The sequence below is a fragment of the Streptomyces sp. NPDC001093 genome (assembly GCF_040298985.1).
Lineage (GTDB): Bacteria > Actinomycetota > Actinomycetes > Streptomycetales > Streptomycetaceae > Streptomyces.
The window spans coordinates 20,485-40,089 of sequence record NZ_JBEPBF010000094.1; the positions used below are offsets into that span (position 1 = coordinate 20,485).

The window sequence follows — 19,605 nt, forward strand, 5'->3', positions numbered from 1 at the left end:
CATACCGCGCGCTGGACTCAGCGCGCCGCCGCCGCGCGGAGGCGGACGTCCGCGCGGCGCTCGGCGGCGGCGTCGCCCTCCGCCTTCGCGCGCTCCAGCTCCCGCTCCGTGCGCTGGACATCGATCTCGTCCGACAGCTCGGCGATCTCGGCCAGCAGGGACAGCTTGTTGTCCGCGAACGAGATGAAACCGCCGTGCACCGCGGCGACGACCGTTCCACCATCACTCGTACGGATGGTCACCGGGCCCGACTCCAGCACACCGAGCAGCGGCTGGTGACCGGGCATGACGCCGATGTCGCCGGACGTGGTGCGCGCGACGACCAGGGTGGCCTCGCCGGACCAGACCTGGCGGTCGGCGGCGACCAGCTCGACGTGCAGCTCAGCAGCCAAGGGTGGCTCCTCGGGTCACCACCCGGCAGGGGCGCCGGGTGTTGGGGTCAATTCTAGTGGGCGTGGAGAGAGGGGCTGGACACACCCCGGAAGGGTGCGCCCGCGCCCCTCTCACACGAACTCAGGGAGTTCAGGAGACGCCCAGCTCCTTGGCGTTGGCCTTGAGGTCCTCCAGGCCACCGCACATGAAGAACGCCTGCTCCGGGAAGTGGTCGTACTCACCGTCGATGATCGCGTTGAACGCGGCGATCGACTCGTCCAGCGGCACGTCCGACCCGTCGACGCCGGTGAACTGCTTGGCGACGTGGGTGTTCTGGGACAGGAAGCGCTCCACGCGACGGGCACGGTGGACGACGAGCTTGTCCTCCTCGCCGAGCTCGTCGATACCGAGGATCGCGATGATGTCCTGGAGGTCCTTGTACTTCTGCAGGACCGTCTTCACGCGCATGGCGGCGTTGTAGTGGTCCGCGGAGATGTAACGCGGGTCCAGGATCCGGGACGTGGAGTCCAGCGGGTCCACGGCCGGGTAGATGCCCTTCTCGGAGATCGGACGGGACAGAACCGTCGTCGCGTCGAGGTGGGCGAAGGTGGTGGCCGGGGCCGGGTCGGTCAGGTCGTCGGCGGGGACGTAGATCGCCTGCATCGAGGTGATCGAGTGACCGCGGGTCGAGGTGATGCGCTCCTGCAGGAGGCCCATCTCGTCGGCCAGGTTCGGCTGGTAACCCACCGCGGACGGCATACGGCCGAGCAGCGTGGAGACCTCGGAACCGGCCTGCGTGAAGCGGAAGATGTTGTCGATGAAGAACAGCACGTCCTGCTTCTGGACGTCACGGAAGTACTCGGCCATGGTCAGGCCGGCCAGCGCGACGCGCAGACGGGTGCCCGGGGGCTCGTCCATCTGACCGAAGACCAGCGCGGTCTTGTCGATGACGCCCGAGTCGGACATCTCCTCGATCAGGTCGTTGCCCTCACGGGTGCGCTCGCCGACACCGGCGAACACGGAGACACCGTCGTGGTTGTTGGCGACACGGTAGATCATCTCCTGGATGAGCACCGTCTTGCCGACGCCGGCGCCGCCGAACAGGCCGATCTTGCCGCCCTTGACGTACGGGGTCAGCAGGTCGATGACCTTGACGCCCGTCTCGAACATCTCGGTCTTGGACTCGAGCTCGTCGAAGTTCGGGGCCTTGCGGTGGATGGACCAGCGCTCACCGTCGTAGGTCTCGTCGACGTTCAGCACCTCACCGAGGGTGTTGAACACCTTGCCCTTGGTGAAGTCGCCGACCGGGACGGTGATGCCGTCGCCGGTGTCCACGACCGGGGCCTGGCGGACCAGACCGTCGGTGGGCTGCATGGAGATCGCGCGGACCAGGCCGTCACCCAGGTGCTGGGCGACCTCCAGGGTCAGCGTCTTCTTCTCGCCCGCGTTCGCCGGGTCGGAGACCTCGACGTGCAGGGCGTTGTAGATGTCCGGCATCGCGTCGACGGGGAACTCCACGTCGACGACCGGGCCGATGACCCGGGCGACGCGGCCCGTAGCCGTCGCGGTCTCAACAGTGGTGGTCATTTATCGGTCACTCCCCGCGGTCGCGTCGGCCAGGGCGCTCGCGCCACCGACGATCTCGCTGATTTCCTGGGTGATTTCGGCCTGGCGGGCCGCGTTGGCAAGCCGGGTGAGGCTCTCGATGAGCTCACCGGCGTTGTCGGTGGCCGACTTCATCGCGCGCCGCGTGGCGGCGTGCTTCGAAGCGGCCGACTGGAGCAGCGCGTTGTAGATACGGCTCTCCACGTAGCGCGGCAGCAGGGCGTCGAGGACGTCCTCCGCCGAGGGCTCGAAGTCGTACAGCGGGAGGATCTCCCCCTTGGGGTGAGCCTCCTCGGCGACCTCTTCGAGGCTCAGCGGCAGCAGCCGGGCGTCGAGCGCCGTCTGCGTCATCATCGAGACGAACTCGGTGAAGACGATGTGGAGTTCGTCCACGCCGCCGTTCGCCGTCTCCTTCTCGATGGCCTCGATCAGGGGCGCCGCGACCTTCTTGGCGTCCGCGTACGACGGCTCGTCCGTGAAGCCCGTCCACGACTCCGCGACCTTGCGCTCACGGAAGTTGTAGTGGGCGACACCGCGCCGGCCGACGATGTACGTGTCGACCTGCTTGCCCTCGCGCTCCAGGCGCTCGGTCAGCTGCTCCGCCGTCTTGATGGCGTTGGAGTTGAAGGCGCCGGCCAGGCCGCGGTCGCTCGTGAGGAGCAGAACCGCGGCACGGGTCGGGTTCTCCGCCTCCGTGGTGAGCGGGTGCCTGGTGTTCGAGCCGGTGCCGACCGCCGTGACCGCACGCGTCAGCTCGTTCGCGTACGGCGTGGAGGCCGCCACCTTGCGCTGCGCCTTGACGACGCGCGAGGCGGCGATCATCTCCATCGCCTTGGTGATCTTCTTGGTCGCGCTGACGGATCGGATGCGACGCTTGTAGACCCGGAGCTGGGCTCCCATGAGTCAGGTCCCTTCCTTACGTCACTTGGCGGCAGCGGCAGGGGTGTCCTCGCCGAGCAGCTTGCCGTCGCTCGTCTCGAACTGCTTCTTGAACTCCGCCACCGCGTCGTCGATCGCCTGGATCGTGTCGTCCGACATCTTCGCGCCCTCCTTGATGGAGGTCATCAGGCCCTGGTACTTCCGGTGCAGGAAGTCGATCAGTTCCTTCTCGAAGCGGCGGATGTCACCGACCGGCACGTCGTCCATACGGCCGTTGGTGCCGGCCCAGACGGAGACAACCTGGTCCTCGGTGGCCATCGGCTGGTACTGGTCCTGCTTCAGCAGCTCGACCATGCGCGAACCGCGCTCCAGCTGGGCCTTCGAGGCCGCGTCCAGGTCGGAACCGAAGGCGGCGAAGGCCTCCAGCTCACGGAACTGGGCGAGGTCCACACGGAGACGGCCGGAGACCTGGCGCATCGCCTTGTGCTGCGCGGAACCACCGACTCGGGAGACGGAGATACCGACGTTCAGCGCGGGGCGCTGACCGGCGTTGAACAGGTCCGACTCCAGGAAGCACTGGCCGTCGGTGATGGAGATGACGTTGGTCGGGATGAACGCCGAGACGTCGTTGGCCTTGGTCTCGACGATCGGCAGACCGGTCATCGAACCGGCACCCATGTCGTCGGAGAGCTTGGCGCAGCGCTCCAGCAGCCGGGAGTGCAGGTAGAAGACGTCACCCGGGTAGGCCTCACGGCCCGGCGGGCGGCGCAGCAGCAGGGACACGGCGCGGTAGGCGTCGGCCTGCTTCGAGAGGTCGTCGAAGATGATGAGGACGTGCTTGCCCTCGTACATCCACTGCTGGCCGATGGCCGAACCGGTGTACGGCGCCAGGTACTTGAAGCCGGCCGGGTCGGACGCCGGGGCGGCGACGATGGTCGTGTACTCCAGGGCGCCGTTCTCCTCCAGCGCGCGGCGCACGCCGGCGATGGTGGAGCCCTTCTGGCCGATGGCGACGTAGATGCAGCGGACCTGCTTCTTGGGGTCGCCCGAGCGCCAGTTGTCGCGCTGGTTGATGATCGTGTCGACGGCCAGGGCGGTCTTGCCGGTCTGGCGGTCACCGATGATCAGCTGACGCTGACCGCGGCCGATCGGGGTCATCGCGTCGACGGCCTTGTAGCCGGTCTCCATCGGCTCGTGCACCGACTTGCGCTGCATGACCGTGGGGGCCTGCAGCTCCAGCGCACGGCGGCCGGACGTCTCGATCTCGCCGAGGCCGTCGATCGGGTTGCCGAGCGGGTCGACAACGCGGCCGAGGTAGCCCTCGCCGACCGCGACGGAGAGGACCTCACCGGTACGCGTGACCGGCTGACCCTCCTCGATGCCGCTGAACTCACCGAGGACGATGGCACCGATCTCGCGCTCCTCGAGGTTGAGGGCGAGGCCGAGGGTGCCGTCCTCGAACTTCAGCAGTTCGTTGGCCATGGCCGAGGGAAGACCCTCGATCTTCGCGATGCCGTCGCCGGCAAGGGTGACCGTACCGACCTCCTCGCGCGAGGCCGCGTCCGGCTTGTACGACTGGACGAAGTTCTCCAGCGCGTCCCGGATCTCCTCCGGCCGGATCGTGAGCTCCGCCATCTGGGTTCCCTGCTCTCCTTGTTGGGCCCGAAGTTTCACTTGGGGGGGATGGGGACTCCCCCCTATAAGAGGTGAATCCTCTGCACGGCCCAACCAGGGCCGTAATTACGTACTGCTTTTCTCGAAATATCGAGTTGTCTCGAATATCGAGTTGCTGCTAGCTCGCCATGCGGCGGGCGGCGTCGTCCAGGCGGTCCACGATCGAGCCGTTGATGACCTCGTCACCGACCTGCACCCGGATACCGCCGATGACCTCGGGGTCCACGTCCAGGTTGAGGTGCATCCGGCGGCCGTAGAGCTTGGCGAGGGCGGCGCCGAGGCGCTGCTTCTGGCCGTCACTCAGCGGCACCGCCGAGGTGACGACAGCGACCATCCGGTCCCGGCGGTCGGCGGCGAGCTTGGACAGGGACTCCAGTCCCGCTTCCAGGCTACGTCCACGCGGCGCGGTCACAAGGCGCGTCACCAGACGCTCGGTGATCGGCTTGGCCCGTCCGCCGAGCAGCCGGTGCAGCAGCTCGGTCTTGGCCGCCGCGGAGGCGGCGCGGTCGGTCAGCGCGGCGCGCAGCTCGGTGCTGGAGGAGACGATCCGGCCGAACCGGAACAGCTCGTCCTCGACGTCGTCGAGGGTGCCCGTCTTCTCCGCGGCCGTGAGGTCGGCGATGCTCGCCAGCTCCTCCAGCGCGTCCACCAGGTCGCGGGGCTGCGACCAGCGGGAGCGCGCCGTCCCGGCCACCAGGTCGGCGGTCGCGCCGCTGACCTGGCCACCGATCAGACGCTGGACCAGCTCCGCCTTGGCCTCTGCGGGCTGCGCCGGGTCGGTGAGCACCCGGCGCAGGCCGGCCTCGCGGTCGAGCAGCGCGGTGACGGCCGCCAGCTCGTCGGCGAGCGAAGCGGCGTCGACGGACGTGGAGTCCGTCAGCGCGTCGAGACGCTCACGTGCGGCTGCCAGGGCCTCGCGGCTCGCTCCGTTCATCGCGTGGCCTCGGCCTTCTCCTCGAGCTCGTCGAGGAAGCGGTCGATCACACGGCTCTGGCGGGCGTGGTCCTCGAGGGACTCACCGACGAGCTTGCCGGCCAGTTCGGTGGCGAGCTTGCCGACGTCCTGACGCAGCGTCTGCGCGGCGGCCTTGCGGTCGGCCTCGATCTGGGCGTGACCGGCGGTGACGATCTCCTCGCGCTGCCGCTGGCCCTCGGCCCGCATCTCGGCGATGAGCGCGGCACCCTGCTCCTGCGCCTCCTGACGCAGACGCGCGGCCTCGTGCCGGGCCTCGGCGAGCTGCGCCTTGTACTGCTCAAGGACGCTCTGAGCCTCGGTCTGCGCGGCCTCGGCCTTTTCGATACCGCCCTCGATGGCCTCGCGGCGCTCTTCCAGAACCTTGTTGATGTTCGGGAGGAGCTTCTTGGCGAGGAAGCCGAAGACGATGACGAAGGCGATCAGGCCGATGACGAGCTCCGGCCACGGCGGAAGGAGGGGATTCTCCTTCTCCGCCGCAAACTGAACCCATGAGTGGGTCATCTCAGTGCCTTTCGTCGAATGGGCTGTCGCTGACGTTCGTCTTAGTAGACGAACGGCATGACGAGGCCGATCAGGGCCAGCGCCTCACAGAACGCGAAGCCGAGGATCTGGTTGGCGCGGATCAGACCGGCCGCCTCGGGCTGGCGGGCGAGGGCCTGCGTGCCGTTGCCGAAGATGATGCCGACGCCGACGCCGGGGCCGATGGCGGCCAGGCCGTAACCGACGGAGCTGAGCGAGCCAGTGACAGCGGCAAGGGTCTGGGACATGCCAGTTCTTCCTTTTCTTTACGGACCGGTGGGGGTTGGCCACCGGACGACCAGGGGGTGCGGAGCGGGGCAGCTCAGTGGTGCTCGGCGAGCGCGCCCTGAATGTAGGAGCAGGTCAGCAGGACGAAGACGTACGCCTGGACAGCCTGGATGAAGAGCTCGAAGGCGGTCATGACGATCGTCATCGAGAAGGAGACGGCGGAGTAGGCGATGCCGATGCCGTTCAGCATGTACCAGCTGGCGACCGTGAAGAGCACGAGCAGCGTGTGACCGGCGAACATGTTCGCGAAGAGTCGCACCGCGTGCGTGAACGGGCGGACCAGCAGGTTCGAGAACAGCTCGATGGTCATGGCCAGCGGGAGCACCGCACCGAGCGACTTGTCGTAGCCGGTGATGTTCTTCCACGCGCCGACGAAACCGTGCCGCTTGAAGGTGAGCGGAACCCAGACAAGGTAGACGATCAGGGCCAGGACCATCGGGTAGGCGATGATCGAGGTGACCGGGAACTGGGCGACCGGGATGATCGACCAGAGGTTCATCATCCAGACGAAGAAGAACAGCGAGACGACCAGCGGGACGTACTTCTCGCCTTCCTTCTTGCCGATGGTCTCGTAGACGACACCGCGGCGGATGAAGTCGTAACCGGCCTCGGCGACCATCTGGAGCTTGCCCGGGACGACCTTGGGCCTGGCGAACGCGGCCCAGAAGAAGCCCACCACGATGATGGAGCCCAGCAGGGCAAGCAGCATCGGCTTGTTGAAGTAGATGCCGTTCGTATTGCCCCAGAGCGGCTTGAAGAGGAACGAGTGCAGGCCCGGAGCGACGGTGTCGAAACCGCACCCGGAGAACAGGTGGCAGCTCGAGTCGAAAGCGAGCGTCTGCGTCGGGTCAGCACTCACCGCGGGCTCCTTCAGCGTGGCGCATAGGTACGGCAACCTCGTTGTGTCGGCGCGGCGCACGGCCGCGGTTCGGCACGGGACTGGTGTTACGGATGTGGGGGCGGCTGGGGGGCATCTCGCCTCGCGATTGAGCAGGCGTCAGCTCGGATGCCCGCGCCCGCGATGCCGCAGTTGGCACCGGACGATAGCAGGGTCTCTCTGGCGTCTTTATCCCGGCCCTACCCCTCACGACGAGTGCCCCGACTTGTGGGACTTTTCGCTGCTCGAGGAGGACGTCGAATCGGGCTCGACATAGAGAATCTTGGACTTCATGTGCGCACGCGTCTGTGCGGCGATCCAGGCGAGCGTGCCGGCGACGAGCGTGAGCGCGAAGGCCCTGGGATTGAAGAGCGTGGTGTTCTTGAACGCGGCCACGAAGACGAACATCAGCAGGATCTGGGCCGCGTAGAGCATCAGTCCCATGGCCTGGAAGAGATGCGGAAGCGATCGGGCGGTGCGCTGGAGCACGTAGAGGCCCAGCCCCATGAAGAGAATCACCAGCAGCGTCGCGACGACGGCCCCGATCGCTCCCTTGCCGCCCGCGACCACACCGCTGACGACGGCGGCAATCGCGCCGACGGCAGCCGTGGGCACGGCAGCCTGGGCCAGAATCCGGACGTCATTGGACGGCATGGCGGCAACTCCGCTTTCACAGGGGGCAGGGTGTCGTCATGGACGAGCGTAGTCCCGGGCTGAGTGATCGAATCCTCAGGTCGAGGGGCCCACGCACTTGGGTCCTTCGACTCTCTCCGGGTTCTCGTGAACCGTATCACAAACTATTTGATGAGGTCTTTACCCGGTGGGTGTGCTTGCTGTCACACATGAGAGTGACAGTGCCCGTCTGCGCAGAAACGGCACCCACTTGTCTGGTATTAGGGGACTTTGCTCCCCCATGAGCGGGCAATGCTCTCGTTAGATTCTTACCTTGGACTGGCTCAGTGTCGGTCAAGGAAACGCGAACGAGCGCCGATCGCGGTCGCTCCGTTGACGCCCGAGATCCCGGCGGTGACAGGGGCCCGTTCCTCGGCCTCCTGCGTCTCCTGAGGCTCCTCGGCCTCCCTCGCCACGGCGGCCCGGGCCGCACGGCGGCGCAGCCGGTAGCGCGGCGGCACGAACCGCTGGGCCCACACCGGCACCCGCGGCGTGAAGCGCGGGAGCAGCAGCAGGACCAGTCCGACCGCGCTGAGGAAGACCACGCCCAGCACGATCCACATCGAGGCCGAGTTGACCGAGTAGGCCAGCGCGCCGAAGGCGATCAGCGCCGACCAGAAGTACATGATCAGCACCGCCCGGCTGTGCGAGTGGCCGATCTCCAGCAGCCGGTGGTGCAGATGGCCGCGGTCGGCCGCGAACGGGGACTGGCCGCGCCAGGTGCGCCGTACGATCGCGAGGACCAGGTCGGCCGCCGGCACCGCGATGATCGTCAGCGGCAGCAGCAGCGGGATGTACACCGGCACCGTCTGGTGCACCGCCGCCTTCTCCGACCCCGTGAACAGCGCGAGCGCGTCCGGGTCCAGCTGACCGGTGATCGAGATCGCGCCCGCCGCCAGCACCAGGCCGATCAGCATCGAGCCGGAGTCACCCATGAAGATCCGCGCCGGGTGCATGTTGTGGGGCAGGAAGCCCAGGCACATGCCCATCAGGATCGCCGCGAACAGGGTCGCCGGGGCGGCGGCCTCGATGCCGTACGAGTACCAGATCCGGTACGAGTACAGGAAGAACGCGGCCGCCGCGATGCAGACCATGCCGGCCGCCAGACCGTCCAGGCCGTCCACGAAGTTCACCGCGTTGATCGTGATGACGACGAGCGCCACGGTCAGCAGCGTGCCCTGCCACTGGGTCAGCGCCACGTTGCCGACGCCGGGGATGGGCAGCCACAGGATCGTCAGACCCTGGACCACCATCACGCCCGCGGCGATCATCTGGCCGCCCAGCTTGATCAGCGCGTCGATCTCGAACTTGTCGTCCAGGACGCCGATCAGCCAGATCAGGGCCGCGCCGGAGAGCAGGGCCCGCGGCTCGTTCGACTTCGCGAAGACCTCGTTGAGGTTGGTCAGGTGGTCCGCGACCAGCAGGCCCGCGCACAGGCCGAAGAACATGGCGATACCGCCGAGACGCGGAGTGGGTTCGCGGTGCACGTCACGCGCCCGGATCTCCGGCATCGCCCCGGCCACGATCGCGAACTTCCGTACCGGCCCTGTCAGCAGGTACGTCACCGCGGCCGTGATGCAGAGCGTCAGCAGGTATTCACGCACAGGCTTCCCCACGGGTCTCGCTGGCCATCACAGCCCCATACCCTAGCGATGGACGTATACGGATGGGGACTTCCGGGTAGCCACGATGGTTGCACGCCTGGCTGTGGATCCTGGCGCACATCGGGATGTACGGGGCAGCGCCTACCCCCGTTCAGCCCGGGTACGGCGGAAAACCTCCTGTGAGAACGCGCACCTCCTCCCGGGCCCCGGCCGCGTCCCGCTCGTCGCGCAGCACGGCCGCCATCAGCGCGGCGATCCGCACCATCTCCGGCTCCCCCATGCCCTGCGTGGTCACCGCGGCCGTGCCCAGGCGCAGGCCCCGGCCGTCCCCGTGCGGCAGCGCGCAGCAGTCCAGGACGATCCCGGCGGCGGCGAGCCGGCCGCGCGCGGTGCGGCCGTCCACCCCGAGCGGTGCCGGGTCGGCGGTGATCAGGTGGGTGTCCGTGCCGCCGGTGGTGACGGTGAGGCCCTCGGCGGCCAGGTGACCGGCGAGCACCCGTGCGTTGGCGACCACCTGATGGGCGTACACGGCGAAGGCCGGTGTCGCCGCCTCACCGAACGCGACGGCCTTCGCGGCGATCGTGTGCATCTGCGCGCCGCCCTGGGTGAACGGGAACACCGCCCGGTCGACGCGCTCGGCCAGTTCGCTCCCGCACAGGATCATCCCGCCGCGCGGACCGCGCAGCACCTTGTGCGTGGTCGCGCAGACGATGTCGGCGTACGGCACCGGGTTCGGCGCCGCGCCGCCGGCGACCAGCCCGATCGGGTGCGCGGCGTCGGCGATCAGATAGGCCCCGACCTCGTCGGCGACCTCGCGGAAGAAGGCGTAGTCGATGTGCCGGGGATAGGCGATCGAGCCGCACACGATCGCCTTGGGACGGTGGCCCAGGGCCAGGTGACGCACCTGGTCGTGATCGATGAGCCCGGTCTCCGCGTCCACCCCGTACCCGACGAAGTCGAACCAGCGGCCGGAGAAGTTCGCGGGCGAGCCGTGGGTGAGATGGCCGCCGTAGTGCAGACCGAGGGCGAGGACGGTGTCGCCGGGGCGCAGCAGGGCGGCGTAGGCGGCCAGGACGGCCGAGGAGCCGGAGTGGGACTGGACGTTGGCGTGTTCGGCGCCGAACAGCTCCTTGGCCCGGTCGATGGCGGCGCGTTCGGCGAGGTCGACGAGCTCGCAGCCACCGTGGTGCCGGGCGCCGGGATAGCCCTCGGCGTACTTGTTGGCGAGCGCGGAGCCGAGGGCGGCCAGCACGGCCGGCGAGCAGTAGTTCTCGGCGGCGATCAGCTGCAGGGTGGTGGACTGCCGGTCCAGCTCCGCGAGGAGGATCTCGGCCATCGCCGGGTCCTGCCGCCGCAGGACGTCGGTCTCGAGGGTAGGGGTGACCGACATGGCGGGCTCCCGGGCGGTCGACGGTGACGTATGACCAATGTAGGCCGGGGATGTGCGGTATGCCCGGTATCGACGTCGAACGTCTACGTACGCGCCGGTAGCCCGGTCAGCGCCGTCACCACCGGATCCAGCGCCTGGTGTATCTCGTCCCCGATCGACCGGAAGAACGTCAGGGGTGCCCCGTACGGGTCGTGGACCTCGTCCGCCTCCACCGTGGGCGCGAGCAGCCACCCGCGCAGCGCCGCCGCCGCGCGGACCAGGGCGCGGGCGCGCATGACCACGCCGTCCTCCAGCGGCGGCAGCGTGGCCGGGTCTATCGCGCGGACCAGGCGGGTGAACTCCTTCAGGGTGAAGGTGCGCAGGCCCGCCGAATGGCCCATGGAGATGACCTGGGCGCGGTGGTCGCGGGTCGCGGTGAGGACCAGGTCGGCCATGATGACGTGCTCGTCGAGCAGCTCCCTGCCGGTGAAGCCGGAGGCGTCCGCGCCGAAGTCGGCCAGCACGGCCTCCGCGTTGGCCTCCATCGGGGCGCCCTCGTGGCCCCAGGTGCCCGCGCTCTCCACGATCAGCCCGCCGCCGAGCACGCCGAGCCGCTCCGCCACGAAATGGCGGGTCAGCCGCTCGGTGATGGGCGAGCGGCACACGTTGCCGGTGCTGACGTGGAGGATGCGGAAGGTGTCGCGCGGAAAGCCGAACGTCGTCGTCTGTTCCGCCGCACGTTCCCCGATGCCTATGCCACGCCCCGCTTCAGGGGCCGTCAATTGGCCACCTCGAGGTCGGGTACGACCTTGCGCAGCTCCTCCGGGGAGATCGCGCCCTCGCGCAGCAGCACCGGCACCCGGCCGGTGACGTCCACGATGGACGACGGCACGTTGCCCGGGGTCGGGCCGCCGTCGAGGTAGACGGAGACGGAGTCGCCGAGCATCTCCTGCGCGGCGTCGCAGTCCTCCGGCGCCGGGTGGCCGGTGAGGTTGGCGGAGGAGACGGCCATCGGGCCGACCTCGGTGAGCAGCTCGATGGCGACGGGGTGCAGCGGCATGCGGACGGCCACCGTGCCCCGCGTGTCGCCCAGGTCCCACTGGAGGGACGGCTGGTGCTTGGCGACGAGCGTCAGGGCGCCCGGCCAGAACGCGTCGACCAGCTCCCACGCCAGCTCGGAGAAGTCCGTGACGAGGCCGTGCAGCGTGTTCGGGGAGCCGATGAGGACAGGGGTGGGCATGTTGCGGCCACGGCCCTTGGCGGCGAGGAGGTCGGCGACCGCCTCCGAGGAGAACGCGTCGGCGCCGAGGCCGTACACCGTGTCGGTCGGCAGGACCACCAACTCGCCCCGGCGGACGGCGGACGCGGCCTCGCGCAGACCCGTCACGCGGTCGGTCGCGTCGTTGGTGTCGTATCGCCGTGCCATGTCTAGCGGGCCTCCTCGTACACGTGCTGCGGGACTTCGGAAAAGACTGTGGTCGGGGTGGTCACGGCAGCGCCTTGCGGGCGGTCGCGAACCGGGGGCGGTTGTTGAGGTCGGGGTGGTCGGCCGCGTCGGCCCAGCCCCGCTCCTCGGTGAAGATCCACGGCACCTGGCCGCCCTGGGTGTCGGCGTGCTCGATCACGACGACACCGCCCGGGCGCAGCAGCCGGTGCGCGGTGCGCTCGATGCCCCGGATCAGGTCGAGGCCGTCCTCGCCGGAGAACAACGCCATCTCGGGGTCGTAGTCACGGGCCTCCGGGGCCACGTACTCCCACTCGGTGAGCGGGATGTACGGCGGGTTGGAGATCACCAGGTCGACCTGCCCGTCGAGGTCGGGGAAGGCCGACAGGGCGTCCCCCTGCCGCAGGTCGACCCTGGACCCCGCCACGTTCTTCCGCGTCCACACCAGGGCGTCCTCGGACAGCTCCACGGCGTGCACTCGGGAGCGCGGGACCTCCTGGGCGAGGGCGAGCGCGATGGCGCCGGAGCCGGTGCACAGATCGACGATGCACGGCTCGACGACGTCCATGGCGCGCACGGCGTCTATGGCCCAGCCGACCACGGACTCGGTCTCGGGCCGGGGCACGAAGACGCCCGGCCCGACCTGGAGTTCCAGGTAGCGGAAGTAGGCCCGCCCGGTGATGTGCTGCAGCGGCTCGCGCTGTTCGCGCCGGGCGATGACCTCCCAGTACCGGGCGTCGAAGTCCGAGTCCTTCACGGAGTGCAGTTCGCCGCGCTTCACACCGTGCACGAACGCGGCGAGCTCCTCCGCGTCGGTGCGCGGCGAGGGCACGCCGGCGTCGGCCAGCCGCTGGGTGGCCTGGGCCACCTCCGCGAGCAGCAGGTTCACGCAAGTCCTCCGTGTCGTGCTCGTCGTTGCGTAGGTGTCTTACGCGGCCGCCAGCTTCGCCGCCGAGTCGGCGTCGACGCAGGCCTGGATGACCGCGTCGAGGTCGCCGTCCAGGACCTGGTCCAGGTTGTACGCCTTGAAGCCGACGCGGTGGTCGGAGATGCGGTTCTCCGGGAAGTTGTAGGTGCGGATCTTCTCGGAGCGGTCGACCGTGCGGACCTGGCTGCGGCGGGCGTCGGCGGCCTCCCGCTCGGCCTCCTCCTGCGCCGCGGCGAGCAGCCTGGAGCGCAGGATACGCAGCGCCTGCTCCTTGTTCTGCAGCTGGCTCTTCTCGTTCTGGCAGGAGGCCACGACGCCGGTCGGGAGGTGCGTGATGCGCACCGCGGAGTCGGTGGTGTTGACCGACTGGCCGCCCGGGCCGGAGGACCGGTAGACGTCGATGCGGAGGTCGTTGGGGTTGATCTCCACGTCCACCTCCTCGGCCTCGGGGGTCACGAGGACACCGGCGGCGGAGGTGTGGATACGGCCCTGGGACTCGGTGGCCGGCACGCGCTGCACGCGGTGCACGCCGCCCTCGTACTTCAGCCGGGCCCACACGCCCTGGCCGGGTTCGAGCTGACCGCGGGCCTTCACCGCGACCTGGACGTCCTTGTAGCCGCCCAGCTCGGACTCGGTGGCGTCGATGATCTCGGTCTTCCAGCCGACGCGCTCGGCGTAGCGCAGGTACATGCGCAGCAGGTCGCCGGCGAAGAGGGCCGACTCGTCGCCGCCCGCGCCCGCCTTGATCTCCAGAATGACGTCCTTGTCGTCACTCGGGTCGCGCGGGATCAGCAGGAAGCGAAGCTTCTCGGTGAGCTCCTCGCGCTGCTTCTCCAGGTCCTTGACCTCGGCGGCGAAGTCGGGGTCGTCGGCCGCCAGTTCGCGCGCGGTCTCGGTGTCGTCGCCGGTCTGCTTCCAGGAGCGGTACGTGGCGACGATCGGGGTGAGCTCGGCGTAGCGCTTGTTCAGCTTGCGCGCGTTCTGCTGGTCGGCGTGGACCGACGGGTCGGCGAGCTTCTTCTCCAGATCGGCGTGCTCGGCGACGAGTTCCTCGACGGCCTCGAACATCTTGGGCTCCTGTACTGCGGTGAAGGGAAGGGCGGGCGACCAAAAACGCCGGTCCCGGGCACACCCCCACGAGGGCGTGACCGTGGACCGGCGAAATGGGGCTCGCTACTTCTTGGAGCCGGCGGCAGCCTTGCCGAAGCGGGCCTCGAAGCGGGCCACACGGCCACCGGTGTCGAGGATCTTCTGCTTGCCCGTGTAGAACGGGTGGCACTCGGAGCAGACCTCGGCCCGGATGGTGCCGGACTCGATGGTGCTACGGGTGGTGAACGACGCGCCACAGGTGCAGCTGACCTGCGTCTCGACGTACGCGGGGTGGATGTCGCGCTTCAAGGTGTCTCCTAGGTTCCGGGAGGGCGCCGGGTCGCTGCCGCGGGGTGCGGGAGCGTGAACCGGAGCCGACGTACCAGTCTGCCAGGACTGGGGCCATCCACCCAAACCGGGGGTGCGGTTGTTCTATTCCTGCGGGTGAGCCGGAGTGTTCCTGCGGGTGAGCGGGAGTGTTCCCGCGGGTGAGCGGGAGTGCCGCCGGCTACCTCACCACGCCCTGGGCCTCGCCCGTGGCCGTGCCCGCCGTGGCCGACCTCGGGATCGGGCGGTCGTTCTTCAGGGCGTCCCAGACCAGCTGGGCCTTCCGCTTCTCCATGAGCACGCGGTTGGGGTTCGCCGGGTCGTACTGGACCGGCATGGTGATCATGGTCATGTTCTTGGCGCCGATGCCCTTGAGGCCGTCCGCGAAGTCGATCAGGGAGTTGACCGAGCCGAGGTCGGAGTCGGTGGTGACCGTCCTGGTGGCGGTGTCGGCGAGGTCGTACAGCTTCTTGGGGCTGGTGAGGACACCGACGTGCTTGACCTGGTTGAGCAGCGCCTTGACGAAGGCCTGCTGGAGCTGGATGCGTCCCAGGTCGGAGCCGTCGCCCACGCCGTGCCGGGTGCGGACCAGGCCGAGGGCCTGCCGGCCGTCGAGGGTGTGGGTGCCGGCCTGGAGGTTCAGGTGGCTCTGCGGGTCGTCGATGCTCCTGGACGTGGTGACCGGGACGCCGCCGAGGTCGTCGATGAGCTTCTGGAAGCCCGCGAAGTCGACCTCCAGGTAGTGGTCCATGCGGATACCGGTGAGGGACTCGACGGTCTTCACCGCGCAGGCCGCACCGCCGGTCGAGTAGGCCTCGTTGAACATGGTGCCGTTCGCGGCCGGGTGCGTGGTGCCCTTGGTGTCGGTGCAGGCCGGGCGGTCGATCAGGGTGTCCCGGGGGACGGAGACCACACTGGCCTTCTTGTGGCCCTCGTAGACGTGGACGATCATCGCCGTGTCGGAGCGGGCGCTGCCGTCGTCGGTGCCGCCGCCGAGCTTCTTGTTGGAGCCGGAGCGGGTGTCCGAGCCGAGGACCAGGATGTTCTCGGAGCCGTTGTCGATCTTCGAGGGCCGGTCGTTGCCGAGGGCCTGGTCGATGTCGACGCTGCGGATGTTGCCGTTGAGCTTGAAGTACAGGTACCCCGCGCCCGTACCCGCCAGCACCACCACACCGGCGGCCGTCCAGGCGGCGACGCGCACGGCCTTGCGGCTCTTGCCGCGGGCCCTGCGGCGGCCCTTGCCACTGCGGCGGGGGCCGTCCTCGCCCGGCGTGGTTATGGCGGGCTCCGGCGTGCTCTCGGCGGACACATCACTCCTAGGTCTCGTCGGTCGGTTACCCCCTGCTTTCAGGGTCAGGCGCGGTCGCTACCGCTCCATCGTCGCCCCGTAAGGGCAGACGGAGAAACCCGGGCAAGGGTTGCACAACGCACAGTGCCCATCGCGTGGCGCGATGGGCACTGTGCGTCATCGATGTACGGCCGGTGAGCCTCGCTCACCTGGGGTTTCAGCCCCAGATGTCGTAGGCCTGGAAACCGGTGCCGACCGAGATCCTTGTGGCAAAGATCTCGCTGGTCGCCTTGCCGGTGCCCGGGTACAGGTAGAGCGTGCCGCCGGTGTTGCGGGCCAGGAAGTCGGCCTTGCCGTCACCGGTGACGTCGCCGACCGCGTCGAAGGCGTTGTAGCCGGTCCAGGCGCTGCGCACCTTGATCCGCGGGGCGAAGGCGCCCGAGCCGGCCGTGCCGGTGCCCCGGTACAGGTAGACGTCGCCGGTGCTGCTCTGGCGGGCGATCAGGTCGGCCTTGCCGTCGCCGTCGAAGTCGCCGTGGCCGCGCAGGGAGTTGTACTGGCCCCAGCCGGAGCCGACCTTGACGGGGGTGGCGAAGGAGCCGTCGCCCTTGCCCGGGTAGATCCACAGGTTGCCGGAGGAGTCGACCGAGAGCAGGTCGGGCAGGTAGTCGCCGGTGACATCACCGGGGGCGACGGTGAACTTCCGGGTGGACCAGTTGCTGAAGATCTCCTTCTTGCTCCAGCTCTGGGTGGCCGGGATGTAGTGCAGCCAGAAGACCGCCCCGTCGCTGCTGCGGCGCAGGACGAAGTCCTGGTAGCCGTCCCGGTCCAGGTCCGTCTGCAGGATCGTGTTGTAGCCCGAGAAGCTGCCCCAGGAGATGCGGGCCCCGAACGAGGTGCCCTGGGAGTCCTTCTCGTACCCGGTGGACGTGGACTGGCTGCGGATGAACAGGTCTGCCTTGTGGTCGCCGCTGAGGTTGGTGTCGTCGATGCGCGGGTAGGCGGCGCCGACGTACGTCTTCACCTTGCTGAACACGCTGTAGGCACCCTTGGCGACGCAGTTCTGCACGCCCCAGGAGACGATGCCGACGATGCGGTTGTTCACGATCAGCGGGCCGCCGGAGTCGCCGTTGCAGGTGGCCGTGGTGCCCGAGTCGCTGCCGGTCGCGGGGTTGCCCGCGCAGACCATGTGACCCGCGATGAACTCACTGCCGTAGGCGCCGGAGCACGTGCTGTCGGACTGGATCGGCAGGGTCGCCGTCCTGAGCGTCTGCGAGATGTCCTGGCTGGTGGAGCTGGTGCGGCCCCAGCCGTAGACCTTGGCGCTCGTGCCGGCCGCGTAGGACGCCGTGTCGGTCGACGTCGTCATGCGGATCGGCGTGGCCCTGACCGGGTTCGCCAGGGTCAGTACGGCGATGTCGTTGTCGATGGCCGTCGCGTTGTACGACGGGTGGTTCCACTGCCGCCAGACACCGGAGACCGTGCCGCCGTGCAGGTCGGTGTTGCCGGAGGTGTCGGTGGTGGGCAGTTGGTCGGTGCCGGTGACGATGGACCCGTGGGCGTGCCAGTCGAAGCCCTTGACGCAGTGCGCGGCGGTCAGGATCTTCGTCGGCGCCACCACGGCACCGCCGCAGAAGAAGCCGACGTCGTCAGAGGTGTCGGTGGTGCCCTTGTCGTCGTAGTACCAGAGCTGGGCCATCCACGGCGCCGAGGTGATGGTCGTGGTGGTACCACCGATGATCATCGGGCTGACGGTGCCGGTGCCGGACGTCGTGGACGAGGACGACGGGGCCGACGGGGACGGCGAAGAAGACGAGGCCGACGAAGAAGACGAGGCCGACGAAGAAGACGCGGAAGCCGTCCCGCCGGTCTTCGTGTCCTTGGTCCTCGAGGCCTTCTTGAAGTCCTTGTCGGTGGCGAGCGCGCCCGCGACGCGGTCCGTCAGCTCGGTGAGCGAGGCGGAGCTGGTGGCCGGCTTGACGGTCGGCGAGGCCGAGGCCGTCGAGGCACCGGCGGAGGTGGTCAGCAGCGCGGCGGCGACGGCCGCGGCGACACCGGCGGCGGCGACGGGCAGGCCGATGCGTATCCGGCGTCTGTGCCGACCGGCGCGGGGCAGAGGTGTGGACAAAGAGTCCCCCATGGAGCGATGAGTCAGAAGGGGCACGTGATGCGCACCCGTACCTCTCAGCGCCAAAGGGCCGCCCCCCGTCACCGATTGACGGGGGGCGGCCCTCTCTCCTGCCCGGTCTCTACCGATTAGTCGCCGTTGCCGGGTGTCGGCGTCGTCTTCTGAATCTGCATCAGGAACTCGACGTTCGACTTGGTCTGCTTCATCTTGTCCAGCAGCAGCTCGATCGCCTGCTGCTGGTCGAGCGCGTGCAGCACACGACGCAGCTTCCAGACGATGCCCAGCTCCTCGGCACCCAGCAGGATCTCCTCCTTACGGGTACCGGAGGCGTCCACGTCCACGGCCGGGAAGATCCGCTTGTCCGCCAGCTTGCGGTCGAGCTTCAGCTCCATGTTGCCCGTGCCCTTGAACTCCTCGAAGATCACCTCGTCCATGCGGGACCCGGTGTCCACGAGAGCCGTGGCCAGGATGGTCAGCGAACCGCCGTCCTCGATGTTCCGCGCCGCACCGAAGAACCGCTTCGGCGGGTACAGCGCGGTGGAGTCGACACCACCGGACAGGATGCGGCCGGAGGCCGGAGCCGCCAGGTTGTAGGCGCGGCCCAGACGCGTGATCGAGTCGAGCAGCACGACGACGTCGTGGCCCAGCTCCACCAGGCGCTTGGCGCGCTCGATGGCGAGCTCGGCGACCGTGGTGTGGTCCTCGGCCGGACGGTCGAAGGTCGAGGAGATGACCTCGCCCTTGACCGACCGCTGCATGTCGGTGACCTCTTCCGGACGCTCGTCGACGAGGACGACCATCAGGTGGCACTCGGGGTTGTTGTGCGTGATCGCGTTGGCGATCGCCTGCATGATCATGGTCTTGCCGGTCTTCGGCGGGGCCACGATCAGACCGCGCTGGCCCTTACCGATCGGCGAGACCAGGTCGATGATGCGGGTGGTGAGCACGCCCGGGTCCGTCTCCAGACGGAGCCGGTCCTGCGGGTAGAGCGGGGTCAGCTTGTTGAACTCCGGGCGGCCACGGCCGTGTTCGGGCGCCATGCCGTTGACGGAGTCGAGGCGGACCAGTGCGTTGAACTTCTCGCGGCGCTCGCCCTCCTTCGGCTGACGGACCGCACCCGTGACGTGGTCGCCCTTGCGCAGGCCGTTCTTGCGGACCTGGGCGAGGGAGACGTACACGTCGTTCGGGCCCGGCAGGTAGCCGGAGGTCCGGATGAAGGCGTAGTTGTCGAGGATGTCCAGGATGCCCGCGACCGGGATCAGGACGTCGTCCTCGGCGAGCTGCGGCTCGGCGACGTCGTCGCGGCCACGGCGGCCACGGCGGTCCCGGTAGCGGCCGCGACGGCCCCGGCGGCCGCCCTCGAAGTCGTCGTCGTCCTGCTGGCGGTCCTGGCGGTCCTGGCGGCCGCCCTGCGGCTGGCCCTGCGGCTGGCGCTGCTGGCCGCCCTGCTCGTCGCCCTTGCCACGGCGGTCACGGTCCCGGTCGCGGTCCCGGCCGCGCTCACGGCGGTCGCGGCGGCCACGGCCATCGCCGTCACCGGCGTCGCCCTTGGCGGCCTCGCCCTGCG

19 protein-coding genes are annotated in these 19,605 nt (G+C 69.0%); all 19 read right to left on the minus strand.

All coding sequences use genetic code 11. The annotated features are described in order from the left end of the window. Window positions 1–17: 17 nt before the first annotated feature. Window positions 18–392: a F0F1 ATP synthase subunit epsilon gene (locus ABT288_RS34445; protein WP_031171909.1), complete on the minus strand. Its 375-nt coding sequence runs from the start codon at window positions 390–392 to the stop codon at window positions 18–20. Window positions 393–522: 130 nt separating this feature from the next. Then, window positions 523–1,959 carry a F0F1 ATP synthase subunit beta gene (gene atpD / locus ABT288_RS34450; RefSeq protein WP_351616357.1) on the minus strand — a complete coding sequence of 479 codons (1,437 nt, stop codon included), beginning with the start codon at window positions 1,957–1,959 and terminating at the stop codon, window positions 523–525. After that, window positions 1,960–2,877 (minus strand): F0F1 ATP synthase subunit gamma, encoded by a 918-nt coding sequence (locus ABT288_RS34455; RefSeq protein ID WP_351616360.1) that lies wholly within the window; start codon window positions 2,875–2,877, stop codon window positions 1,960–1,962. A gap of 21 nt (window positions 2,878–2,898) precedes the next feature. Continuing rightward, the gene (gene atpA, locus ABT288_RS34460; protein WP_351616363.1) at window positions 2,899–4,491 is read right to left on the minus strand and encodes a F0F1 ATP synthase subunit alpha; all 1,593 of its coding nucleotides are present in this window, start codon (window positions 4,489–4,491) and stop codon (window positions 2,899–2,901) included. 157 nt (window positions 4,492–4,648) lie between these two features. Further along, window positions 4,649–5,464, minus strand: a complete 816-nt coding sequence (locus tag ABT288_RS34465; protein WP_351616365.1) for a F0F1 ATP synthase subunit delta — start codon at window positions 5,462–5,464, stop codon at window positions 4,649–4,651. Next, window positions 5,461–6,006: a F0F1 ATP synthase subunit B gene (locus ABT288_RS34470; RefSeq protein ID WP_351616368.1), complete on the minus strand. Its 546-nt coding sequence runs from the start codon at window positions 6,004–6,006 to the stop codon at window positions 5,461–5,463. The genes ABT288_RS34465 and ABT288_RS34470 overlap by 4 nt, the downstream gene beginning before the upstream one ends. A 41-nt stretch (window positions 6,007–6,047) precedes the next feature. Beyond that, complete coding sequence (atpE, locus tag ABT288_RS34475; protein WP_228623583.1) at window positions 6,048–6,272, minus strand: ATP synthase F0 subunit C; 225 nt, start codon at window positions 6,270–6,272, stop codon at window positions 6,048–6,050. A gap of 74 nt (window positions 6,273–6,346) precedes the next feature. Then, on the minus strand, window positions 6,347–7,171 hold the full coding sequence (gene atpB / locus ABT288_RS34480) for a F0F1 ATP synthase subunit A (protein ID WP_351616371.1): 825 nt from the start codon (window positions 7,169–7,171) through the stop codon (window positions 6,347–6,349). A gap of 225 nt (window positions 7,172–7,396) precedes the next feature. Then, window positions 7,397–7,843 carry a Cg1360 family ATP-synthase-associated protein gene (locus tag ABT288_RS34485; protein WP_351616374.1) on the minus strand — a complete coding sequence of 149 codons (447 nt, stop codon included), beginning with the start codon at window positions 7,841–7,843 and terminating at the stop codon, window positions 7,397–7,399. A 302-nt stretch (window positions 7,844–8,145) separates the two neighbouring features. Beyond that, the gene (locus tag ABT288_RS34490; protein ID WP_351616375.1) at window positions 8,146–9,465 is read right to left on the minus strand and encodes an MraY family glycosyltransferase; all 1,320 of its coding nucleotides are present in this window, start codon (window positions 9,463–9,465) and stop codon (window positions 8,146–8,148) included. Window positions 9,466–9,616: 151 nt separating this feature from the next. Continuing rightward, entirely contained in the window at window positions 9,617–10,855 is a 1,239-nt protein-coding gene (gene glyA, locus ABT288_RS34495; RefSeq protein ID WP_351616377.1) for a serine hydroxymethyltransferase, read from the minus strand. Window positions 10,856–10,938: 83 nt separating this feature from the next. Continuing rightward, window positions 10,939–11,616, minus strand: a complete 678-nt coding sequence (locus ABT288_RS34500) for an arsenate reductase/protein-tyrosine-phosphatase family protein (RefSeq protein ID WP_351616380.1) — start codon at window positions 11,614–11,616, stop codon at window positions 10,939–10,941. Further along, complete coding sequence (locus tag ABT288_RS34505; RefSeq protein ID WP_351616382.1) at window positions 11,613–12,260, minus strand: L-threonylcarbamoyladenylate synthase; 648 nt, start codon at window positions 12,258–12,260, stop codon at window positions 11,613–11,615. Before ABT288_RS34505 ends, ABT288_RS34500 begins: the two co-directional genes overlap by 4 nt. A gap of 61 nt (window positions 12,261–12,321) precedes the next feature. Beyond that, window positions 12,322–13,167 carry a peptide chain release factor N(5)-glutamine methyltransferase gene (prmC, locus tag ABT288_RS34510; RefSeq protein ID WP_351616385.1) on the minus strand — a complete coding sequence of 282 codons (846 nt, stop codon included), beginning with the start codon at window positions 13,165–13,167 and terminating at the stop codon, window positions 12,322–12,324. A gap of 39 nt (window positions 13,168–13,206) precedes the next feature. Next, complete coding sequence (gene prfA, locus ABT288_RS34515) at window positions 13,207–14,274, minus strand: peptide chain release factor 1 (RefSeq protein WP_351616388.1); 1,068 nt, start codon at window positions 14,272–14,274, stop codon at window positions 13,207–13,209. Window positions 14,275–14,379: 105 nt separating this feature from the next. Beyond that, window positions 14,380–14,604, minus strand: a complete 225-nt coding sequence (gene rpmE, locus ABT288_RS34520; protein WP_014675000.1) for a 50S ribosomal protein L31 — start codon at window positions 14,602–14,604, stop codon at window positions 14,380–14,382. A 199-nt stretch (window positions 14,605–14,803) separates the two neighbouring features. Next, complete coding sequence (locus tag ABT288_RS34525) at window positions 14,804–15,931, minus strand: LCP family protein (RefSeq protein ID WP_351616390.1); 1,128 nt, start codon at window positions 15,929–15,931, stop codon at window positions 14,804–14,806. Between the two features lie 196 nt (window positions 15,932–16,127). Further along, window positions 16,128–18,050: a trypsin-like serine protease gene (locus ABT288_RS34530; protein ID WP_502972898.1), complete on the minus strand. Its 1,923-nt coding sequence runs from the start codon at window positions 18,048–18,050 to the stop codon at window positions 16,128–16,130. Between the two features lie 116 nt (window positions 18,051–18,166). Continuing rightward, a partial coding sequence (gene rho, locus ABT288_RS34535) for a transcription termination factor Rho (protein WP_351616393.1) occupies window positions 18,167–19,605 on the minus strand: 1,439 nt, incomplete at its 5' end.